The 17,730-nt window shown below is 71.1% G+C and carries 16 protein-coding genes and 1 pseudogene; 9 read left to right on the top strand and 8 right to left on the bottom strand.

What is annotated here, in order from left to right; genetic code table 11:
* Positions 1 to 200: 200 nt before the first annotated feature.
* Entirely contained in the window at positions 201 to 1,289 is a 1,089-nt protein-coding gene (locus D7V80_RS22385; protein WP_120590081.1) for a hypothetical protein, read from the top strand.
* A gap of 6 nt (positions 1,290 to 1,295) precedes the next feature.
* Here the strand turns inward: D7V80_RS22385 and D7V80_RS22380 are convergent, their stop codons facing one another.
* A complete protein-coding gene (locus D7V80_RS22380) occupies positions 1,296 to 1,865 on the bottom strand; it encodes a hypothetical protein (protein WP_120590080.1) in 570 nt (189 codons plus the stop codon).
* Positions 1,866 to 1,880: 15 nt separating this feature from the next.
* Positions 1,881 to 2,483 (bottom strand): hypothetical protein, encoded by a 603-nt coding sequence (locus tag D7V80_RS22375; RefSeq protein ID WP_120590079.1) that lies wholly within the window; start codon positions 2,481 to 2,483, stop codon positions 1,881 to 1,883.
* Between the two features lie 164 nt (positions 2,484 to 2,647).
* Here D7V80_RS22375 and D7V80_RS22370 point away from each other — a divergent pair, with 164 nt between their 5' ends.
* Both D7V80_RS22370 and D7V80_RS22365 read left to right on the top strand, forming a co-directional pair.
* A complete protein-coding gene (locus tag D7V80_RS22370; RefSeq protein WP_120590078.1) occupies positions 2,648 to 4,216 on the top strand; it encodes an AMP-binding protein in 1,569 nt (522 codons plus the stop codon).
* Positions 4,217 to 4,393: 177 nt separating this feature from the next.
* Positions 4,394 to 4,762: a response regulator gene (locus tag D7V80_RS22365; RefSeq protein ID WP_120590077.1), complete on the top strand. Its 369-nt coding sequence runs from the start codon at positions 4,394 to 4,396 to the stop codon at positions 4,760 to 4,762.
* 7 nt (positions 4,763 to 4,769) lie between these two features.
* Here D7V80_RS22365 and orn read toward each other — a convergent pair whose 3' ends face one another.
* The 3 genes from orn to D7V80_RS22350 all read right to left on the bottom strand — a co-directional run bounded on the left by orn (position 4,770) and on the right by D7V80_RS22350 (position 6,652).
* On the bottom strand, positions 4,770 to 5,321 hold the full coding sequence (orn, locus tag D7V80_RS22360) for an oligoribonuclease (RefSeq protein WP_014393105.1): 552 nt from the start codon (positions 5,319 to 5,321) through the stop codon (positions 4,770 to 4,772).
* A gap of 130 nt (positions 5,322 to 5,451) precedes the next feature.
* A complete protein-coding gene (locus D7V80_RS22355; RefSeq protein WP_120590076.1) occupies positions 5,452 to 5,907 on the bottom strand; it encodes an archease in 456 nt (151 codons plus the stop codon).
* 58 nt (positions 5,908 to 5,965) lie between these two features.
* A complete protein-coding gene (locus D7V80_RS22350; protein WP_120590075.1) occupies positions 5,966 to 6,652 on the bottom strand; it encodes a phosphoribosyltransferase in 687 nt (228 codons plus the stop codon).
* A 133-nt stretch (positions 6,653 to 6,785) separates the two neighbouring features.
* On the opposite strand from D7V80_RS22350, the gene D7V80_RS22345 reads away from it, so the two are divergent.
* Both D7V80_RS22345 and D7V80_RS22340 read left to right on the top strand, forming a co-directional pair.
* Positions 6,786 to 7,697, top strand: a complete 912-nt coding sequence (locus D7V80_RS22345) for a ribose-phosphate pyrophosphokinase (RefSeq protein ID WP_120590074.1) — start codon at positions 6,786 to 6,788, stop codon at positions 7,695 to 7,697.
* An 11-nt stretch (positions 7,698 to 7,708) separates the two neighbouring features.
* On the top strand, positions 7,709 to 8,461 hold the full coding sequence (locus D7V80_RS22340; RefSeq protein WP_120590073.1) for an enoyl-CoA hydratase: 753 nt from the start codon (positions 7,709 to 7,711) through the stop codon (positions 8,459 to 8,461).
* A gap of 78 nt (positions 8,462 to 8,539) precedes the next feature.
* Here the strand turns inward: D7V80_RS22340 and D7V80_RS22335 are convergent, their stop codons facing one another.
* Positions 8,540 to 11,293 carry a M1 family metallopeptidase gene (locus tag D7V80_RS22335; protein ID WP_120590072.1) on the bottom strand — a complete coding sequence of 918 codons (2,754 nt, stop codon included), beginning with the start codon at positions 11,291 to 11,293 and terminating at the stop codon, positions 8,540 to 8,542.
* Between the two features lie 98 nt (positions 11,294 to 11,391).
* Here D7V80_RS22335 and D7V80_RS22330 point away from each other — a divergent pair, with 98 nt between their 5' ends.
* Positions 11,392 to 12,426 (top strand): lysophospholipid acyltransferase family protein, encoded by a 1,035-nt coding sequence (locus D7V80_RS22330; protein WP_370452519.1) that lies wholly within the window; start codon positions 11,392 to 11,394, stop codon positions 12,424 to 12,426.
* Positions 12,427 to 12,428: 2 nt separating this feature from the next.
* On the opposite strand, the gene alr is transcribed toward D7V80_RS22330, so the two are convergent.
* Positions 12,429 to 13,646: an alanine racemase gene (alr, locus tag D7V80_RS22325; protein WP_199738793.1), complete on the bottom strand. Its 1,218-nt coding sequence runs from the start codon at positions 13,644 to 13,646 to the stop codon at positions 12,429 to 12,431.
* 318 nt (positions 13,647 to 13,964) lie between these two features.
* Here alr and D7V80_RS22320 point away from each other — a divergent pair, with 318 nt between their 5' ends.
* Positions 13,965 to 14,825, top strand: a complete 861-nt coding sequence (locus D7V80_RS22320) for a sigma-70 family RNA polymerase sigma factor (RefSeq protein WP_120590070.1) — start codon at positions 13,965 to 13,967, stop codon at positions 14,823 to 14,825.
* Between the two features lie 73 nt (positions 14,826 to 14,898).
* Positions 14,899 to 15,555 (top strand): metallophosphoesterase, encoded by a 657-nt coding sequence (locus tag D7V80_RS22315; RefSeq protein ID WP_014393096.1) that lies wholly within the window; start codon positions 14,899 to 14,901, stop codon positions 15,553 to 15,555.
* Positions 15,556 to 15,580: 25 nt separating this feature from the next.
* Here D7V80_RS22315 and D7V80_RS22310 read toward each other — a convergent pair whose 3' ends face one another.
* Positions 15,581 to 17,149: a serine hydrolase gene (locus tag D7V80_RS22310; protein ID WP_120590069.1), complete on the bottom strand. Its 1,569-nt coding sequence runs from the start codon at positions 17,147 to 17,149 to the stop codon at positions 15,581 to 15,583.
* Between the two features lie 224 nt (positions 17,150 to 17,373).
* On the opposite strand from D7V80_RS22310, the pseudogene D7V80_RS22305 reads away from it, so the two are divergent.
* Positions 17,374 to 17,730: pseudogene (locus tag D7V80_RS22305) on the top strand (hypothetical protein); the annotation flags it as partial.

Below are 17,730 nucleotides of genomic sequence, written 5' to 3'. Positions count from 1 at the left end.
GCCGTGTGCCAGGACTTCGAGCCGGTCCAAGCGCCCGGAAACACGAGGGTGATGGGGGAAGGGCCGGCCGCGCTGACCGCTTGCGCGAAGGGCGCGTCCCAGGAACGGACACCGCGAAGAAGTGCACTGGGGCTGAATAGAAACAGCGTCAGGCCGTCTGCTTGCTCGGTTCAATTCCACACAATTTCGAGGAACACCCCATGCGCTCCACCGCCCTTCGGACGCGCGCCGGCATGCTGCTGGCCGCCACCCTTCTGCCCTTCTCCGCCTTCGCCGACACCCTGTACCTCCAGCTCACGGAGGTGGGCAGTGAGGTGGACGCCAGCGGCCTGACCGCGAGCACCGTGACGGAGCGCACGCGCTATGGCATCAGCGAGGCGCTGAAGAACGCCACCACGGAAGCCATCCTGATGGCCCCCCAGCACGAGGGTTCGCCCGACGTGACGGTGAGCGCGAAGGTGACGCGGGCCGGGGAGAAGTACCGGCTGACGTACCTGCTGAGCACGACGCACTCGCCGGTGCGCACCAAGACGCTGTCGTACGACTTCGTCAATCCCAGCCTGAGCGACAAGGGCTCGGTGGCGATGGCGAAGGCGGTGCTGGACGAGGCCCAGAAGCTGGACGCCGCGAGCCAGGAGACGCCGGTGGCCTCCGCTGAGGTGCCCGAGGCCGCGGGTTCAGGCTCGCTGGTGTCTGAGCGCGCGCACGGTGACGTGTCCGGGTACGACGGGATGGCCGGCGATTCGACGGGGCGCGAGCTGGAGGTCGAGGAGCCGCGCCGCCGGGGCGGTGGCCGGACGAACCTGGACCTGGGTCTGGCATTGGGCTTCAACAGCCCTTCCGGCATCTTCGGCGGTGAGCTGGAGTACCGGGTGGTGCCCATCCTGGGACTCAACCTGAGCGCCGGCACGGGCGCCTGGGGCATCCGGGTGGGGCCGCTGGCGCGCCTGTATCCGCTGGGTGAGTCGCGCACGAGCCCCTTCCTGGAGGCGGGCATGAGCTTCAACCTGGGCACGAAGTCGACGAGCACGCTCACCCTCAACGGCGAGACGGAGGAGTTCACGACGGAGAAGCTGCCCACGCCGGTGGCGACGCTGGCGGTCGGCATGCGTCAGTCGATGGGCCCCATGTACCTGGGTCTGCGCGCGGGCTGGGGCTTCCGCCTGCGTGAGGACAACTGGCGCACGTCGGACGGCCGCGACCCGAACCTCCTCGACGACCTGGACATCGCCACCAGCCAGCACGGCGGTTTCCTGGCCAGCGTCACGCTGGGCGTGACGCTCTTCTAGGCGATGCTACGGATGAGGCGCGGGAGTGGGTGAGCCCGCGTCCTGCCACGAGAGGGGCAGAAACGGTGAGGGCCCGTCGCCCAGCGCATCAGGGGACGCGCTGCCGGGTTCTCCGAGCGTGGAGGGCACGCCAGCGTCCTCGGGCTTCGCGACATCCGGCTGGCCGTCAATGAGCCGCCTGAGGATCCGGCCATCCCGGTGGATGGCGTAGCTCGCTCCCGAGTCCAGCGCTGGATGCGTGCGGCCGCACGCCTTCGGGGCTTCGTCGATGCGAATGAAGATGACGTCGCCCTGCCGGACGACGCGGTACTGCTGGGACTCCCAGCGGCTTCCACAGGACACGGAGGTGTCCCGCGGTGGAAGCAGGTCCCGGGCGGCGACGGTGAGTGCTCGCAGGGTGTCTCCATCCAGTTCGTACACCGTGCCTTCGGTCCCCAGTGAGACAGCGGGGTGCGCGAAGAACGGCGGGAAGGTGATGGAGGGGTCCTCTTCGTAGTTCGCAGGAGACGGTGCGGCGGCTCTCATGCAGCCCGCCAGGACGAGCGCGGAGGCCAGGATGAAATGGGTCTTCTTCATGAAGGCTCCTGGCGGCTACTTCCCATCGATCCGGTAGTGCGTCTCATCCTGCCAGGTGACCGTACCCAGCACTTCCTGGCGCCATCCACCACGGAGTCCACCGGTCCACTTCATCAGTTCGCCTGTCACCGGGATGTACTGGAAGAAACCATCGCACGAGGGATGGTCCAGGTCGTCGGAGTTCGAGAAGAACGCGACGATCGAAAGAGGAACCTTCCTTCCTCCCAACTCCATGACCCATCCATGGACACGTCCCATGGAGACGATCATCCGGAGGTCGCCGTCGGAGAGGTGCCCTTCGTAGGGATGGTTGTGCAGGGCGAAGACGTACTTGAGGCTTCCTGGCGGGAACCGGGCGTCATCGACCGTCTCGGGCAGCAGGCAACTGCGTCTTCGGTCCAGGTCGTCCTGCGCTGACTGGTCTGTCAGCATGCTCATCTCGTACTTGCCGACCGGCGTGTAATACAGCCAGGCGCAGTACTCCTTCGAGACGCGCCAGCGGACATCGAAGGCCTGGGTTCCCTTGCGTCCCGCGGTCGCATGGGGCTGGGAAAGAATCACGGGACACGCGGCCATCAACGCGTCAGAGAAGGTGTCGAACGGGCCGAAGCCGGGCATCGGTCCCGGAAGGCTTGCCAGTCTTTCTCCGGCTCTGCCCCGGACGACACCGGGTGTGGGCTGGGGTGCGGAGCACGACAGGCTCGCGAGCAGCCCTGTCATCCACAACCATCGCCAACGCATAGCCATGCACCCAGCGTATCCCGTCCAGGTACGATCGCGCCATGCCGGCCTCCCTGCTTGAAGTGTTCCTGGACCATGCCCGTCACGAACCCTCGCGCCCGTTGCTCTCGTTCGAGGGGGCTTCGTACACGCGAGGGCAGCTGGCGGAGCGGGTCACCGCGTTTGCTCGCGGACTCAAGGCGCGGGGACTGGCGGCTGGCGACCGCGTCGCGCTCTTCCTGGAGAACAGCGACGCGTTCGTCGTCACCTGGCTGGGTGTCCAGGCCGCGGGCTGCGTCGCCGTGCTCGTCAACACCGCTTACCGGCAGGTGGAGCTGGCCCACATCCTCTCCGACGCGGAGGTGAAGGTCTGCGTCACCGGCACCTCCGGCGCATCGGAGCTCGCGCCGCTGCGTGAACAACTGCCCTCGCTCCAATGGCTCATCACCGTGGAGCCGCCTCCCCCCGGGCTCCCCGCGTCCCTGCCCACCGTCGCCTTCGACGCCATCGTGGAACTGGGCGCTGCCTCCACCGCGGCCCTGCCGCTGCCCCGCGCGGAGGACCTCGCCGTGCTGGGCTACACGTCCGGCACCACCGGCCGCTCCAAGGGCGCCATGCTCCAGCACCGGCAGCTGCTCGCCAACGTGCGCGCTGTCACTGAAGCGTGGCGCTGGACCGACGCGGATCGGCTGCTGCTCACCCTTCCGCTCTTCCACACCCACGGCCTCATGGTGGGCCTCCACGGCACCCTCTTCACCGGCGCCAGCGTGGACCTGCGCCGCCGCTTCGTCGCTTCCGAAGCGCTCACCGCCCTGCACGACGATGCGTCCCTCACCCTCTTCTTCGGCGTGCCCACCATGTACGGCCGCCTCCTGGAGGAGTCCCGCCGCACCGGCGTGACGCCGCACCCCTTGCGCCTGTGGGTCTCCGGCTCCGCCCCCCTGAGCCCCCAGCTGTGCCTGGACATCGAGGCGCGCTTCGGCGCCCGCATCCTGGAGCGCTACGGGATGACGGAGACCCTCATGAACACCACCCAGCCCTACGACGGCGAACGCCGCCCCGGCACCGTGGGCATGCCCTTCCCCGGCCAGGAGGCCCGCGTCGTGGACGTGCGCTCCCGTAAGCCCCTGCCCCGCGGCGAGACGGGCGAAATCGAGGTCCGCGGCCCCCACGTCTTCACCGGCTACTGGCGCCGCCCGGACGCCACCGCCGAAGCCTTCGACGCCGATGGCTGGTTCCGCACCGGCGACCTGGGCGAATGGGACCCGGACGGATTCCTGCGCATCACCGGCCGGGCTCGGGAGCTCATCATCAGCGGTGGCTTCAACATCTACCCCCGCGAAGTCGAAGAGGTCCTCACCGCGCACCCCGCCGTCGCCGAGGCCGCCGTCCTGGGCCTGCCCGACCCGGACTTCGGTGAGCAGGTCGTCGCCGTCATCGTCCCCCACCCCGGTGCCCCCACCGACGCCCAGGCCCTGGTGGACTGGTGCAGGGAACGGCTCGCCGCCTTCAAGAAGCCGCGCCGCGTCGTCTTCACCGACGCCCTGCCTCGCAACGCCTTGGGAAAGGTCCAGAAACACATCCTCAAGGAGCGCCTGGCCGGCTCCCAGGACACACCCACCGCCACCTGACCAACAAAACCCACACTGTCCCCTGGCCGAACTGGCGCGCGGACCTACCTTCTGCGGCGAGAGAAAATGGAGCCACCGCCTGAAGTCCGACCCCATCCGCATCCCGTCCAGTCCGCCCCCGGCCTCCCGGCCGACAGGGGGCCCGGACCGAGTGCGGTCAGTGGGGGGAGCCCGCGCATGAAGCGGTTGCTCATCGTGGACGACGAGCTCGCCATCGTGGAGGCGCTCGAGGACATCCTGTCCCTCGAAGGCTACGACATCGTCACCGCGTACAACGGCGACGAGGGCCTTCAGCGGCTCCTGGCGTCCAAGCCGGACCTGGTGCTGTTGGACTTGATGATGCCGGTGATGGACGGCGGCGAACTCCTGCGCCGCATCCGCGCCCATCCGGACCTGTGCGACCTGCCCGTGGTGGTGATGAGCGCGGGCCGCCTCACGGACGAGGAGCGCCGCGCCAGCTCCCACTTCCTCGCCAAGCCCTTCGAGCTGGACGACCTCTTGGGCACCATCGCGGAGCAGCTGCCCGCGGACGGGGCCCGCGCCTGACGGGCGCCTAGCCCGGCGTCGCGCGGAAGAGGACGTCCCGGTAGTACTGCAGCTCGCTGATGCTGGAGCGCAGGTCCGCGAGCGCGGTGTGCCCGGAGGGCGGCTTGCGCGGCTCCACCAGCGCCGGGTACCAGGCGCGGGTAATCACCTTGAGGCTCGTCACGTCCACCATGCGGTAGTGCAGGTAGCGGTCCACCATGGGCATGTGGTCGATGAGGAAGCGCCGGTCCGTGTGGATGGAGTTGCCCGCGAGGATGCCTTCGCCCAGGTCGCAGTAGTCCGCGATGAAGGACGTCACCTCGCGCTCCACCACGCGCAGGGACGACGTGGACGCGCGCACCTTCTCCAGGAGGCCGTTCTTCGTGTGCATCTCGCGCACGACGGGCTCCATGCGCTGGAGCATCTCCTCCGGCTGCCAGACGACGCGCTCGAACTCGCCCAGGGGGCGCAGGTCCGGGCCGGTGACGATGATGCCCACCTCGATGATGCCGCAGGTATTGGGGTCCAGCCCGGTCATCTCCAGGTCGAGCCACACAAAGCGGATGTCACGGGAAGCCATGTCCGGAAGGGTCCTGGTCGCGAAGAGGGAAACGTCCCTATAGCAGCCCGGAGCCCCGGCGCATCTCCTCCGTGGACGAATCCTCCTGTCGCGCCCGCACGTCCGAGCACCGGACAAGCCGGTCGCGGGCCTAGAAGTCCACCAGCGCCTCGGCGGTCCACACGCCTTCCGTCCCCTGGCGCACGGAGACGTCGGTGAACGACGCGCCCGTCACCGCCACGTGGGTGCCATGGCGCGCCTGTCCCGCGCGCTCGCCGAAGCCGTGGCCGAAGAGGTTCAGCCCGTCCAGCCGCACCACGAAGCACTGGAAGCGCAGGTGCCGTCCGGCCATCGCGCCCACCACCGCGCGCAGCCAGTCCGCGAGCAGCTGCTCATGGTCCGCGGACTGGCAGGCCACCTCCAGCTCCTCGTGCGCCTCCACACTCCGAGGGTCCGTCACCAACGCGCAGAGTCCCAGCGCCGCCATCTCGAAGGCCTGCTCCATGGAGCGGCCCACCCCCCGCACCCCGAGCAGCTCCTCGCGCGTGAAGTGCTCCCAGTGCGTCCGGGGCCTGCGGTCTTCCGCATGCACGGTTTCCACGTCCATACGACCTCCTCATGTCCTCGTCGTCATCCGCTTCCGCTCCTGCCACTCGCACGCCCCGTCAGAACCACCACCCGCCCGCCATGTCCGGCGCCACGCCCTCCGGCCGGGCCGGGCTGGCCTCCCGGGCGCGCGTGAGCCAGCGCCGCAGCTCGTCCTGGGTGAGCGCGGGGAAGATGTCGTAGGCCTCGGAGACCTCGCGCAGCGTGGGGTCCAGCGTCAGCGCGTGCACGGCGTCCGCGCGGCCGCGGATGAGCTCCAGCGCGCGCGGCGTCGCCACGCCCACCGCCACGATGCGCCGGCGCGCGCCCTGCTGCTTCAGCGCCAGGAGCGCCGCGGCCATGGTGGCGCCCGTCACCATCCCGTCATCCACCAGCAGCGCCGTGCAGCCGCGGATCCGCGGCGTGAGGCCGCCTCGCAGCTGCCGGGCCTGATGCTCCACGTCGTCCACCTCCTCGTGCACGAAGCGCTGGAGCGTCTCCCCGGGCAGCTTCGCCTGGCCCGCCGCCTGCGGGTCCAGGTACAGCCCGCCGCCCTCCGTCACCGCGCCCAGCATGAGGCGGCCCCCCGGCACGCGCAGCCGGCGCGCCACCCACAGGTCCAGGGGAGCCCTCAATCCCCGGGCCACCTCGTACGCCACGCGCAGCCCGCCGCGTGTCAGCCCCAGGACGTACACGTCTCCGGAGCGGTAGGGCATCAACACCCCCGCGAGCTTCTGTCCCGCCTCCGCCCTGTCCCGGAAACGCATTGGCCAGCCTCCACCCCCGGAAGGTGCGCTTCGCTCCGGAGTGTGTCGGCGGAGGCACGTTCAGTGGCTCTCCTGGCGGCATGCCCGGGGGGCCAGGGCGCCACGAGCACCTCCCGCGCTAGGGTGCGGCCCCATGACGCCCATCGCCCTCGTCGTCGGCAGTGCCAGTCCCCACCTCGGCCGTGCGCTCGCCCAGGCGTTCGGCGCGGAGCCGGTGGGGGTGAAGCGGGAGCGCTTTCCAGATGGAGAACTGCACATCGAGGTGCCCCCGGAGGAGGTGCGAGGCCGCCGCGTCGTCATCCTCCAGTCCTCCACCCCACCCGTGGGCGAGAACCTGATGGAGCTGCTGCTGCTCGCGGACGCGTGCTGGCGGGCGGGCGCGGCCTCGATGGAGGCGGTGATTCCCTATGTCGGGTACGCGCGCCAGGACCGGCGGGCCCGGCCGGGCGAGCCCCTGGGCGGACGTCTGGTGGCCGACATGGTGTCCCACGGCCGCTTCACGCGGGTGTTCACCGTGGACCTGCACAACCCGGCGCTGGAGGGCTGCTTTGGCGCCCCGCTGGAGCACCTGTCCGCGCTGCCGCTGCTGGCGGACGCGCTGCGCCCCCACGTCACCGACACGACCGTGGTGGTGGCGCCGGACCTGGGCGCGGTGAAGCGCGCGGAGGCGCTGGCGAAGCTGCTCGGCCGCCCGTGGGCGGTGGTGCACAAGGCGCGGCTGAGCGGCAACGAGGTGGAGACGCTGGGCCTGTTGGGCCAGGTGCGCGGCATGCGCCCCATCCTGGTGGACGACATGGTGTCCACCGGCGGCACGCTGGCGGCGGCGGCGAAGGAGCTGAAGGGCGAGGGCTGCGTGGACGACTTCATCCTCGCCACCACGCACGCGCTGCTGGTGGGCCCCGCGCTGGAGCGCCTGCACGGCGTGCCGGTGAAGCGGCTGGTCAGCACGGACAGTGTGGAGCACCGGGAGGACCTGCCCTTCCCCCACCAGGTGGTGACGCTGGCCCCGCTGCTCTTGCGCGCACTGCGGCCCGACGCGCGTTAGTCTGCCCGGCCATGTCCGACACGCTTCTGACGCAGCTCGACGCCGGGGTCTTCTCCGTCACCTTCAACCGGCCGGAGAAGAAGAACGCCTTCACCCACGCCATGTACGAAGCCGCCACCGCCGCCCTCCAGGAGGCGGAGCGCCGCGAGGACGTCCGGGTGGTGCTCCTGTCCGGCGCGGGCGGCGCGTTCACGGCGGGCAACGACATTGGCGACTTCCTGGAGCACCCGCCCACGGGCGAGGACAGCGCGGTGTTCCAGTACCTGCGCGCCCTGGCGGGCCTCTCCAAGCCCGTGCTCGCGGCGGTGGAGGGCGCGGCGGTGGGCATTGGCACCACCATGCTCCTGCACTGCGACTACGTGGTGGCCGGGGAGAAGGCGCGCTTCAGCATGCCCTTCGTCAACCTGGGCCTGTGCGCGGAAGGCGCCAGCAGCCTGCTCCTGCCGCGCGCGGCGGGCTTCGCGCTGGCGTCGGAGCTGCTGCTCTTCGGCGACCCGTTCGACGCGGCCACCGCGCTGCGCGCCGGCATCATCAACAAGGCCGTCCCGGAGGCGCAGCTGAAGGAAGTGGCCACCGAGCGCGCCCGCGCCCTGGCCCAGCGCCCCGCCCAGGCCCTGAAGGTGACCAAGGCGCTCATCCGCGGCCCGCTGCGTGAGCAGGTGGACGCCGCCCTCAAGCGCGAGGGCGCCGAGTTCGTCCAGCGCCTCGCCTCCGACGAGGCGAAGGAAGCCTTCATGTCCTTCATGTCGCGCGGCCGGAAGTAGCGCTCCCCGCCGCGACGTCCGCATCACTCCCGGGTCCGCGTGCATGTCACGCGGACCCGGTGTCGTTTCAGGGACGGACTACCGGGGCGCGGGCGGCGCCTGCGGCGTCTTGGCCGGCTTGCCGGACAGGAAGGCCCCGATGCTCGCGCCCTGCGCCTCCTTCAGCGCGATGCACTGGTCCACGATCTCCAGCACCTGCCGCAGCACGCGCTCGGAGCCGGGCACCTTGTCCACGCGCGGCTCGAAGAAGGCGGCCACCTCCTGGCGCTTGCCCGCGTCGCAGTAGCCGGCGCCCATGTACGGCAGCCGCGAGCCCATGCCCTCCGGCAGCAGGCCCGGCTTGTCGTCCGTGCCCACCAGCGTGTCGAAGTTCGCCTTCAGGAACTCCACCGCGGTGTCGCGGGTGCGCGGGTCGCGCGACGCGCCCATCAGCAGCCACAGGTTCTCACGCATGTCCTGCTTCGGGTCGAGCAGCAGCTCCAGGTTCGCCTTCACCAGCTTCGGGTCGGTGACGTGGCTCAGACCGCCCAGCAGCTGCTGGCGCTGGTAGCGGCTCTGCTCCCCGCGCAGGGCCTCCATCAGCTTCGAGTGCAGGGCCGCGTCGCCGTGCTCCACCGCGATGGCGAGCACCGCGCCCACGACGTCCGGCGCCACCGCCTTGCGGTCCTTGAGCCACTGCTCCGCCAGCGTGCGCGCCTCCGCGATGAGCTTCGGGTCGTTGCCCTCGTTGCCGGCGAGTTCCAGCAGGCGCGGGCGCAAGAGGCGCATGTCCTCGCTCTCACCGGCGCGCGGCTTGAAGCCCAGCTTGCGCGCGCGCGGCCCGAAGGTGTCCCGGACGTAGCGGGCGCGGTCCGCGTCCTGCGCTTCCGGGAGCAGCCGCGACGACACCAGGTCCATCAGCTCCAGGCCCGCCTCCAGCACCTGCCGGTCCGGGTCCTCCGCCACGCCGGTGAGCAGCGGCAGCGCGTCCGCCGCGGGCATGAGCCCCGCCTTCGCCAGCGCCAGCGAGTCACTCAGCAGCACCACGCGCTCCGCGCGCGACAGCTTCGACAGGCCCGACTTCATCAGCTTCGCGTGCGCATCGCCCGCCAGGCGCATGCGGTAGTAGCCCGCGCCGTCCGCGTTGGGGAACACCCACGCCGGGCACGCCTTCGCCTCCGTCAGGGCGACCTCCGCCTTCTCCTCCGTCATCAGCGTGCACGCGGTGGCCTCCTTGGACGCGCCCGGGTACTTCACGCACACCGGCACCTTCCACGACTGCGCCTCCGGGGCCTTGGAGCCCAGGCGCACGTAGCGCTGCTGGGTGAGGGCCACGCGCGGCTTGCCGCCGTCACACAGCAGGGTCGCGGTGATGAAGGGCGCGCCCGTCTGGTCCAGGAAGCTGTTCATCACCTGGGCCACGTCCTTGCCGGACTCGGCGGACAGCGCGTCCAGGAAGTCCTTCGCGGTGGCGTTCTTGCCCGCGTGCGCGCGGATGTAGCGCTGGATGCCCTTCTGGAAGACGTCGCGGCCCAGCCACGTCTCCGCCATGGCCAGCACCGCGCTGCCCTTGCCGTAGGTGATGCCGTCGAAGGCGTTCTGGATGTCACCCGCGTTCTGGATGGGCTGGCGGATGAAGCGCGCGGCGACCAGGCTGTCCGCGTCCAGCGCGCCGTTGCGGTCCTGCACGCGCTCCACCGGCGCGTCCCACGTGGGCTGGTACGACTCCACGATGCGCGGGGTCATCCACGAGGCGAAGGACTCGTTGAGCCACAGGTCGTCCCACCACGCCATGGTGACCAGGTCGCCGAACCACTGGTGCGCCAGCTCGTGCACCTGCACGTTCGCGAACGCGCGCTGGCGCCAGACGGCGTCCTCCTCCGGCTTCGCCAGGATGAGGCGCGAGTTGAACGTGACGAGGCCCGGGTTCTCCATGGCCCCGCCCATCAGCGGCACCGCGAGCACGTCCAGCTTCTCGTAGGCGTACGGGATGCCGAAGTAGCCCTCCAGGCGCTCCAGGATTTCCGGCGTCACCTTCGCGGCCCACGCGCCTTCACTGGCCCGGCCGCGCGGCGTGATGATGCGCGTCTTCACCTGCTTCTGCCCCGCGTCGCGCGCGGGCAGGAAGTCGAACGGGCCCACGCCAAAGGCGATGAGGTAGCTGGGCAGGGGCTGCGTGGGGGCGAAGCGGTAGATGTGCCAGCCGTCCGCGCCCTTCTCCTCCGCCAGCTGCGGCGTGTTGGTGACGGCCACGTTGCCTTCCGGCACGTGGAAGGTGAGCTGCCACGGCACCTTGAAGCCGGGCTCGTCGAAGGACGGGAAGGCGCGGCGCGCGCCCAGCGGCTCGAACTGCGTGTAGATGTACCAGTCGCCGCCCTCGTTGACGCGGAAGGCGCCGGACGTCTCGCGCTCGGACGCGGTGCCCGTGTACGTGAGGTGCAGCTTCGCGCCGCCCACGGCCAGAGGCTTCTCCAGCGTCAGGCCGAGGAAGTCCTCGCCGGAGGAGGAGGCCTTGAGCGTCTGCGTGACGCCCGCCTGCTCCAGCGTGGCCTCCTTCACGATGAGGCCCTTGCCGTGCATCCAAATGATGTTGGTGGCCTTGGCCACCTCCAGCATCACGTCGACGGTGCCTTCGAAGGTCTCCGCCTTCGGATCCATCTTCAGGACGATGGCGTACTTCGTGGGCCGCACGTCGTCCGGCAGCCGCAGCGTGGGAGGCGTGGGCGCCGTGGATGCCTGGATGGCGGGCGGCGTTTCGACGGCACCGGGAGCGGGAGCGTTACCCTGACGGGCACCGCATGCCGCAAGGAAGGTTGCGGTGGCCAGGGCCACCGGACGGAGCAGGTTGGGCATGGCCGCGCAGTGTGGACCAGAGCAGCCTGGCAAGGTAGCGACGAGCGAGCGACGCGTGGCCTTGCTGTCAGGTCGTGTTCGCGATGGAGTGCGCCGCCGTGTCCGCTCCCCTCTCTTCGCATCCGCTGCCATCGCAAACGAACACCCCTCCCGAGGGGAAACGGCCGCCGGAGCACCTGCGCCGCATCATCGGCTCGCCGCCGGGCCCCATCGTGGCGTTCCTGACGCGCGGCGTCTGGGCGCTGCTCACGGCGATGTCACCCAAGGCGCGGGATGCGCTCGCACGCTTCGTGGCGAACCTGGCCTACACGCTGGGCATCCGCCGCAAGGTGGCGCTGGACAACCTGGCGCAGGCGATGCCGGAGAAGAGTGAAGCCGAGCGCCACGACATCGCGCGGGGTGCGTACCTCACCATGGCGCGCGTGGTGGTGGAGTCGCTGCCGTCCGGGGACCGGATGACGCCGGACTGGGACCAGCAGGGCATCGAGGGCGAGGAGGCGTTCGCGGCGCTGAAGGCGCACGTGGCCACGGGCAAGGGCGCGCTGCTGGTGACGGCGCACTTCGGCAACTGGGAGCTGGTGGGCCAGATGCTGATTCGCTGGGGCATCCCGCTCAACGCGCTGGTGCGGCCGCTCAAGGGCGCGCTGAACACGCGCATCGCGGTGAACCGGCTGGGCGCGGGCGCGGGGCTCATCTACCCGAAGGGCGCGATTCAAGAGATTACGGACGCGGTGAACCGCGGCGAGTCCGCGTACATGCTGCTGGACCAGGCGCTGCCCGCGAAGTCCGCGGTGTTCGTGCCCTTCTTCGGCCGGCTCGCGTCCACGACACCCGCGATGGCGGTGGCCGCCGAGCGCACGGGCGTGCCGGTGTTCGTGGTGATGGGCGTGCGGCCTCCGGGCCCGGGTGCGCGCTACAAGCTGGAGGTGGAAGGCCCCATCCTCCCGCCCAAGCCCGGCGAGTGCGCGGACCCCATCACCGAGCACACCGCGCGAGTCACCGCGGCGCTGGAGCGCGCCATCCGGAGGCATCCGGAGCAGTGGCTGTGGCTGCACCGCCGCTGGAAGGTGCAGCCCCCGGCGCTCACGACGGCGCCGTCGCCCGGGCTCACCGAGGGCACGCCGCCGAAGTAGTTCTACTCCACGACGACGCGGCGCAGGTGCGCGCCCAGGCGCGTCACCAGCTCGTAGTGGATGGTCTGCGCCCAGCCGGCCAGGGACTCGGCGGACACGGACTCTTCTCCATCGCGGCCCAGGAGCGTGGCTGTCACCGGGCGCTCGTCGGACGTGGCGCGCGTCACGTCCACCATCAGGTGGTTCATCATCACGCGGCCCAGCACCGCGCACCGCCGCCCGTTCACCAGCACGTGCGCCTTGCCGGACGCGAGGCGCGGATAGCCGTCGTAGTAGCCCACCGGCAACACAGCGATGCGCGTGGGCTCCGGGCAGCGGTACGTGCAGCCGTAGCCCACGTAGGCGCCCGCCGGCAGCCACTTCACCACCTGGCTCTTGCAGCGCCACGACAGCACCGGCTTGAGCACCGGCAGCTCGCCCAGCACCAGCCGCGCGGACAGCCGCGTCTCCGGTGAGGGCCACAGGCCGTACAGCGAGATGCCCACCCGCGCCGCCTCGTAGCGCGCCCGGGGCAGCACCAGCGCCGCGGCGCTCGCGGCGATGTGCCGCTGCAACGGCTTCGCGGGCTTCAGCTGCGCGGTCAGGTGCCCCAGCGCCGTCTCGAACGCGTCCAACTGCGCCAGCGCGTACGCCTGCTCCGTCACGTCCTCCGTGTTGGCGAAGTGGCTGAGCACGCCCACCGGCTCGAACACGTCCAGCGCTTCCGCGAGGAACCGCGTCTCGCGCGGCAGCTGATCCAACGTGAAGCCCTCGCGGCCCAGGCCCGTGTCGATGTGCACGTGCACGCGCAGGGGGCGAGGCAGCTTCGCCGCGCGCAACGCCGGCACCGCGTCCGCCCACGAGCGGTCCGCCACCACCACGTCGATGCCCTCGCGCGCCAGCACGACGGCCTCTTCCGGGGCCACCGCGCCCAGCACCACCACCTGCCGCGCGGGCAGGCCGTGCGCGGACTCGTGCGCGCGCACCGTGAGCGCGTCCTGCGGCGCGATGAAGTAGAGGACGTCCACGCCCGCGTGCACCAGCGGCAGCACCTGGGCCAGGCCGTGGCCGTAGGCGTTGCCCTTGAGCACCGCGCCCAGCGCCCGGGGTGTGGGGCCGGTGGACTCCAGCGCGCGGAACGCCGCCACGTTGTGCCTGAGGTGGGATGCGCTCACCTCCAGCCACGAGGAGTACACCGCGTCACCAGGCCCGACGCCGAGCCCCACACCGACTTCCTCCACGTTCACACCTCCGCACCAGCCCACGTCCGGAAGGCTCTACCAGCAAAGCGCAGGCCATGGGCGGCCGTGGCCGGAGGGCCACGGAGGGTGGGACGCCGGCTGGATGCCGCCCGGGCGGACGAGGGCGAAAAGGGGGCGCCCCGCACGGCCAGGGGGGCGTGCTCGGGTGGACACGCGCGGCTCGGGAGCGTGTCCCGGGGGACACCTGACAGGTGGGAGCCGCTGCGCGACATGTCGGGTGAACCGGCGGCGCGACAGGGGCCGGTGGTAGTGTCCTCTGCCGTGGCCGCACCTGAATTGCCCTTAGCTCAGGCTTTCATGACCGCCCGGGGAAAGACGGAGCCGGCAGGCGCCCTCTCCGTCCTCCAGGAGCGGCTGGCCCAGGCCCTGGACGCGGCCCGGCAGTCCTGGCCCGGCATCACGCTGGAAGGACCGCGCTTCGCGGCGCACCTGGCGCGGCTGGTCCCCGCGGACGGCCACGAGGACGCCTGGGGCAGGCTGCACATGGCGGACGTTTACCTGGCCAGGGCGGCGGCGGACGGCGTGCCCTCGGCGCTGGCCACGTTCGAGGAGCGCCTGATGCCGGAGGTGGACGCGGCGGTGGCGCGGCTGAAGCTGCCCCCGGCCGGGCTGGATGAGGTCCGTCAGGCGCTGCGGCAGCGGATGCTGGTGGGCAGCGCGGAGGCCCCGGCGCGGCTGGCGGCGTACCCGGGCACGGGGCCGCTGACGGGCTGGGTGCGCGCGGCGGCGCTGTGGCTGGCGCTGGACTGGCAGCGGCAGCGCTCGGGGCAGGCGCAGTCGGAGGACGGCGACCTGTCCATGCTGGTGGCGCCGGGGGACGACCCGGAGCTGGCGTACCTCAAGCAGACGTACCGCGCGGAGTTCAGCGCGTCCTTCCAGGCGGCGCTGGCGGCCCTGTCCGCGCGGCAGCGCAACTTCCTGCGGCTGAAGTACCTGGACGGGCTGGGCATCGACCAGCTGGGCGCGCTGTACGGCGTGCACCGCTCCACGGCGGCGCGGTGGGTGGTGGGCGCGCAGGAGGAGCTGCTGGACGGGACGCGGCAGCGGCTGACGGAGCGGCTGCGGCTGACGCGCTCCCAGCTGGACAGCGTGCTGCGGCTCATCTCCAGCCAGCTGGACGTGAGCCTGAGCCGGCTGTTGCGCACGCCCTCCGAGTAACGCGGCGCGCGACGCCTCGTCCCCGCGATTCCGGGCGGGGCATTCGGGGCCAGTGCGTTAAAGAGGGTGGAGGATGCGAACGCTCTTCATCGGAGATGTCCACGGCTGTTCCAGTGAGCTGGACGCGCTCCTGAAGGCGTGTGACTGGCAGCCCGGTGACCGGGTGGTGCTGGTGGGCGACCTGGTGGCGAAGGGGCCGGACTCCGCGGGCGTGGTGCGGCGGGCGCGCGAGCACGGCTTCCAGGCGGTGAAGGGCAACCACGACGCGCACGTGCTGCGCTGGCACGGGGGCCACGCGTCCAAGGGCAAGAAGCTCAAGCCGGAGCACCGGCAGGTGCTGGACACGCTGAGCGCCGCGGACTGGGCCTGGATGGAGCGGCTGCCCTCCTACCTGCGCTTCCCGGACCTGAACGCGCTGGCCGTGCACGCGGGGCTGGTGCCGGGAGTGCCGCTGGAGGAGCAGAAGGAGGAGTTCCTCTTCAACCTGCGCAGCATCGCGGCGGACGGCACGCCGTCGAAGCGGCTGGAGGCGGGCGAGCCGTGGGGCAGCCTGTGGCAGGGCCCGGAGCTGGTCATCTTCGGCCACGACGCCATGCGCGGCCTGCAGAAGCACCCCTTCGCGGTGGGGCTGGACTCCGGCTGCGTCTACGGCGGCAAGCTCACCGCGTACGTCCTGCCGGAGGGGCGGTTCTACTCCGTGCCGGCGGCCCGCGCGTACATGGCGCTGTAGGCGCGGGCCTCTCGCGCGCGGGCGCTCAGGGCTTCGCGCTCAGCGTCTTCACGGCCTGCAAGGCGCGCTCGTTCTTCGGATCCGCCTTGAGCAGCCTCTGGTACACGGCGAGCGCTTCGGCCTTCTTGCCGGCCTTCATGTAGGCCATGCCCAGGCCGTCCTGCGCCTCCGCGTCGTCCGGGAAGAGGGCCGCGTTCTCCTGGAACACCTTCAGGCCGTCCGCCGTCTTGCCGGACATCATCATCCCGTAGCCCACGTGGTTGAGCACCCGCGGCGGCAGGCCACTCCCCTTCGTCTTCCGCGCCCAGGCGATGACCGCGTCCGCGCCCTTCACCCGCGAGAGCAGGTCCGCCGTCATCACCGGTGACTTCAGGTGGTCCGGCAGGGGCTCCCAGCCGTACTCCGCGGCGATGCTCGCGATGAGCCGCTCGAAGAGCAGCACGCCGTTGTCCGAGTTGGCCATCAGCACCACGCCGCTGCCGGTGTCCCCCAGCGTCACCACCGTGGCGGTGAAGCCGTCATTCCATCCCCCGTGACTGAAGCGGTCCGGCGCGTCCTCCAGCATGAAGCCCAGCCCGTAGGGCCCGGACTGCTTCGTGAGCAGCTGATGCGTCATCGCCTGCGACAGCACCCGCTTCGACTTGCCAGCCTTCGCCTTCGCCACCTCCAGCTGGAGGAGCGCCAGGTCGGACGGCGTCGTCCACAGCCCCGCGGGCGCCAGCTCCGGGTAGACCTTCCAGCGGCCCTCCACGGCCTCTCCGCTCGCGCGCGTGCCCGCGGCCGTGCGCGCGGCGAGCGCCGGGGGCAACGGCTGTTCGAACGTGCTGTGCTTCATCCCCACCGGGTCCAGCACCGCCTCCTTCATGAGCTGGGGGAAGGGCTTCTTCGCCAGGTCCGTGAGCAGCGCCTGGACGACGACGTAGCCTCCGCCGCTGTAGCGGGCCTCCGTGCCGGGCACCGTGTCCACGCGCACGGCCTCCGTGTTCGCGGGCTTCTCACCGTCGAGGATCTGCTGGAGCGTGGGCAGGGGTTCTCCCTCGCCGTAGCCGGGGAAGCCGTGCACGGTGAGCCCCGCGCTGTGACTGAGCAGCCGGCGCAGCGTCACCTTCTGCTCGCACGTGAAGCTGTTGTCGGGGACCTTCCAGGACGTCAGCGCGTCATTGATGTTCGCGTCGAGCGACACCTGCCCCTGCTCCACGGCGCGCAGCGCGGCCATCGCCGTCACCGGCTTGCTGATGGACGCGGCCTGGAACAGCGTCTCCAGCGTGACGGGCTCCTTGCCGCCGGCCTGCGTCACGCCGTACGCCTTGCTCCACACCACGGCGTTCTTGTCGAACACCGTCACGCTCAGCCCCGGGATGCGGTACAGCGCCATCCAGCGCCGCACGTCGAGGGCCTGGGGCTTCTCCCCCGGCAAGGCCAGCGGCGCGAGGCCCGCCTCCACCCGGGCGATGCGGCCCGCTTCGGAGGGCCGTGCTGTCCACTGCGTGACGGGCGGCGGGGCGGCTTTGGGTGTGTCCGCCGCCGTGAGCAGGACGACCGCCGTACAGCCCAGGAACCACACCGGGACGAAGCGAGGGACGGCTTGGGGCATGACGCGCTCCAGGGTTGACCCGCGGACACGGACGACCAACCTACGGGGTCATGGATGCCTTTGGGCCTTGGCTCCTCCCTGTGTTCGTCATGGTTTGGCCATGGCTCGAGCAGGGATGGAGGGCTCCGTCCGGTCCCCACCATGTGAACCACGAGTGACTTCCGCTCGCACCCGGGGCTCTGACATATTCCTTTGAGGTCATCTTTTTCCGGGTGGAGTTCAACATGGTCCGCACCTCGAGCCTCTTCAGCGCCCTGCTCCTCGTGAGCGCCTGCCAGAAGCCCCCGGAGGCCTCCCCGGCCGTGCCCGCCGCCGCGCCGGTGGCCGCGCCGGTGAAGGTGGCGCCGTTCTCGCTGTCGGTGCTCCAGGACGCGGCGCCGTCGGGCTGTACCTGGCTGCGGCTGGAGTCAGACGGCAGACGCAGGGCGCTCGTCACGGTGGACGCGGCGTGTGACGGGTTGCAGCTCGCGTGGAGCCCGGACGGCAAGCACGCGGCGGTGCGCGACCCGGCCGGCAGCGCTCGGGGGCCCGGGCGGGTGTGGACGGTGGACCTGACGTCCGGACAGGGCTCGGCGCAGCTC

The sequence above is a fragment of the Corallococcus sp. CA054B genome, from assembly GCF_003611625.1.
GTDB classification, from domain to species: Bacteria; Myxococcota; Myxococcia; order Myxococcales; family Myxococcaceae; genus Corallococcus; species Corallococcus coralloides.
The sequence above is the reverse complement of the archived record's forward strand: the minus strand, read 5'-3'. Positions and strand labels throughout refer to the sequence as shown.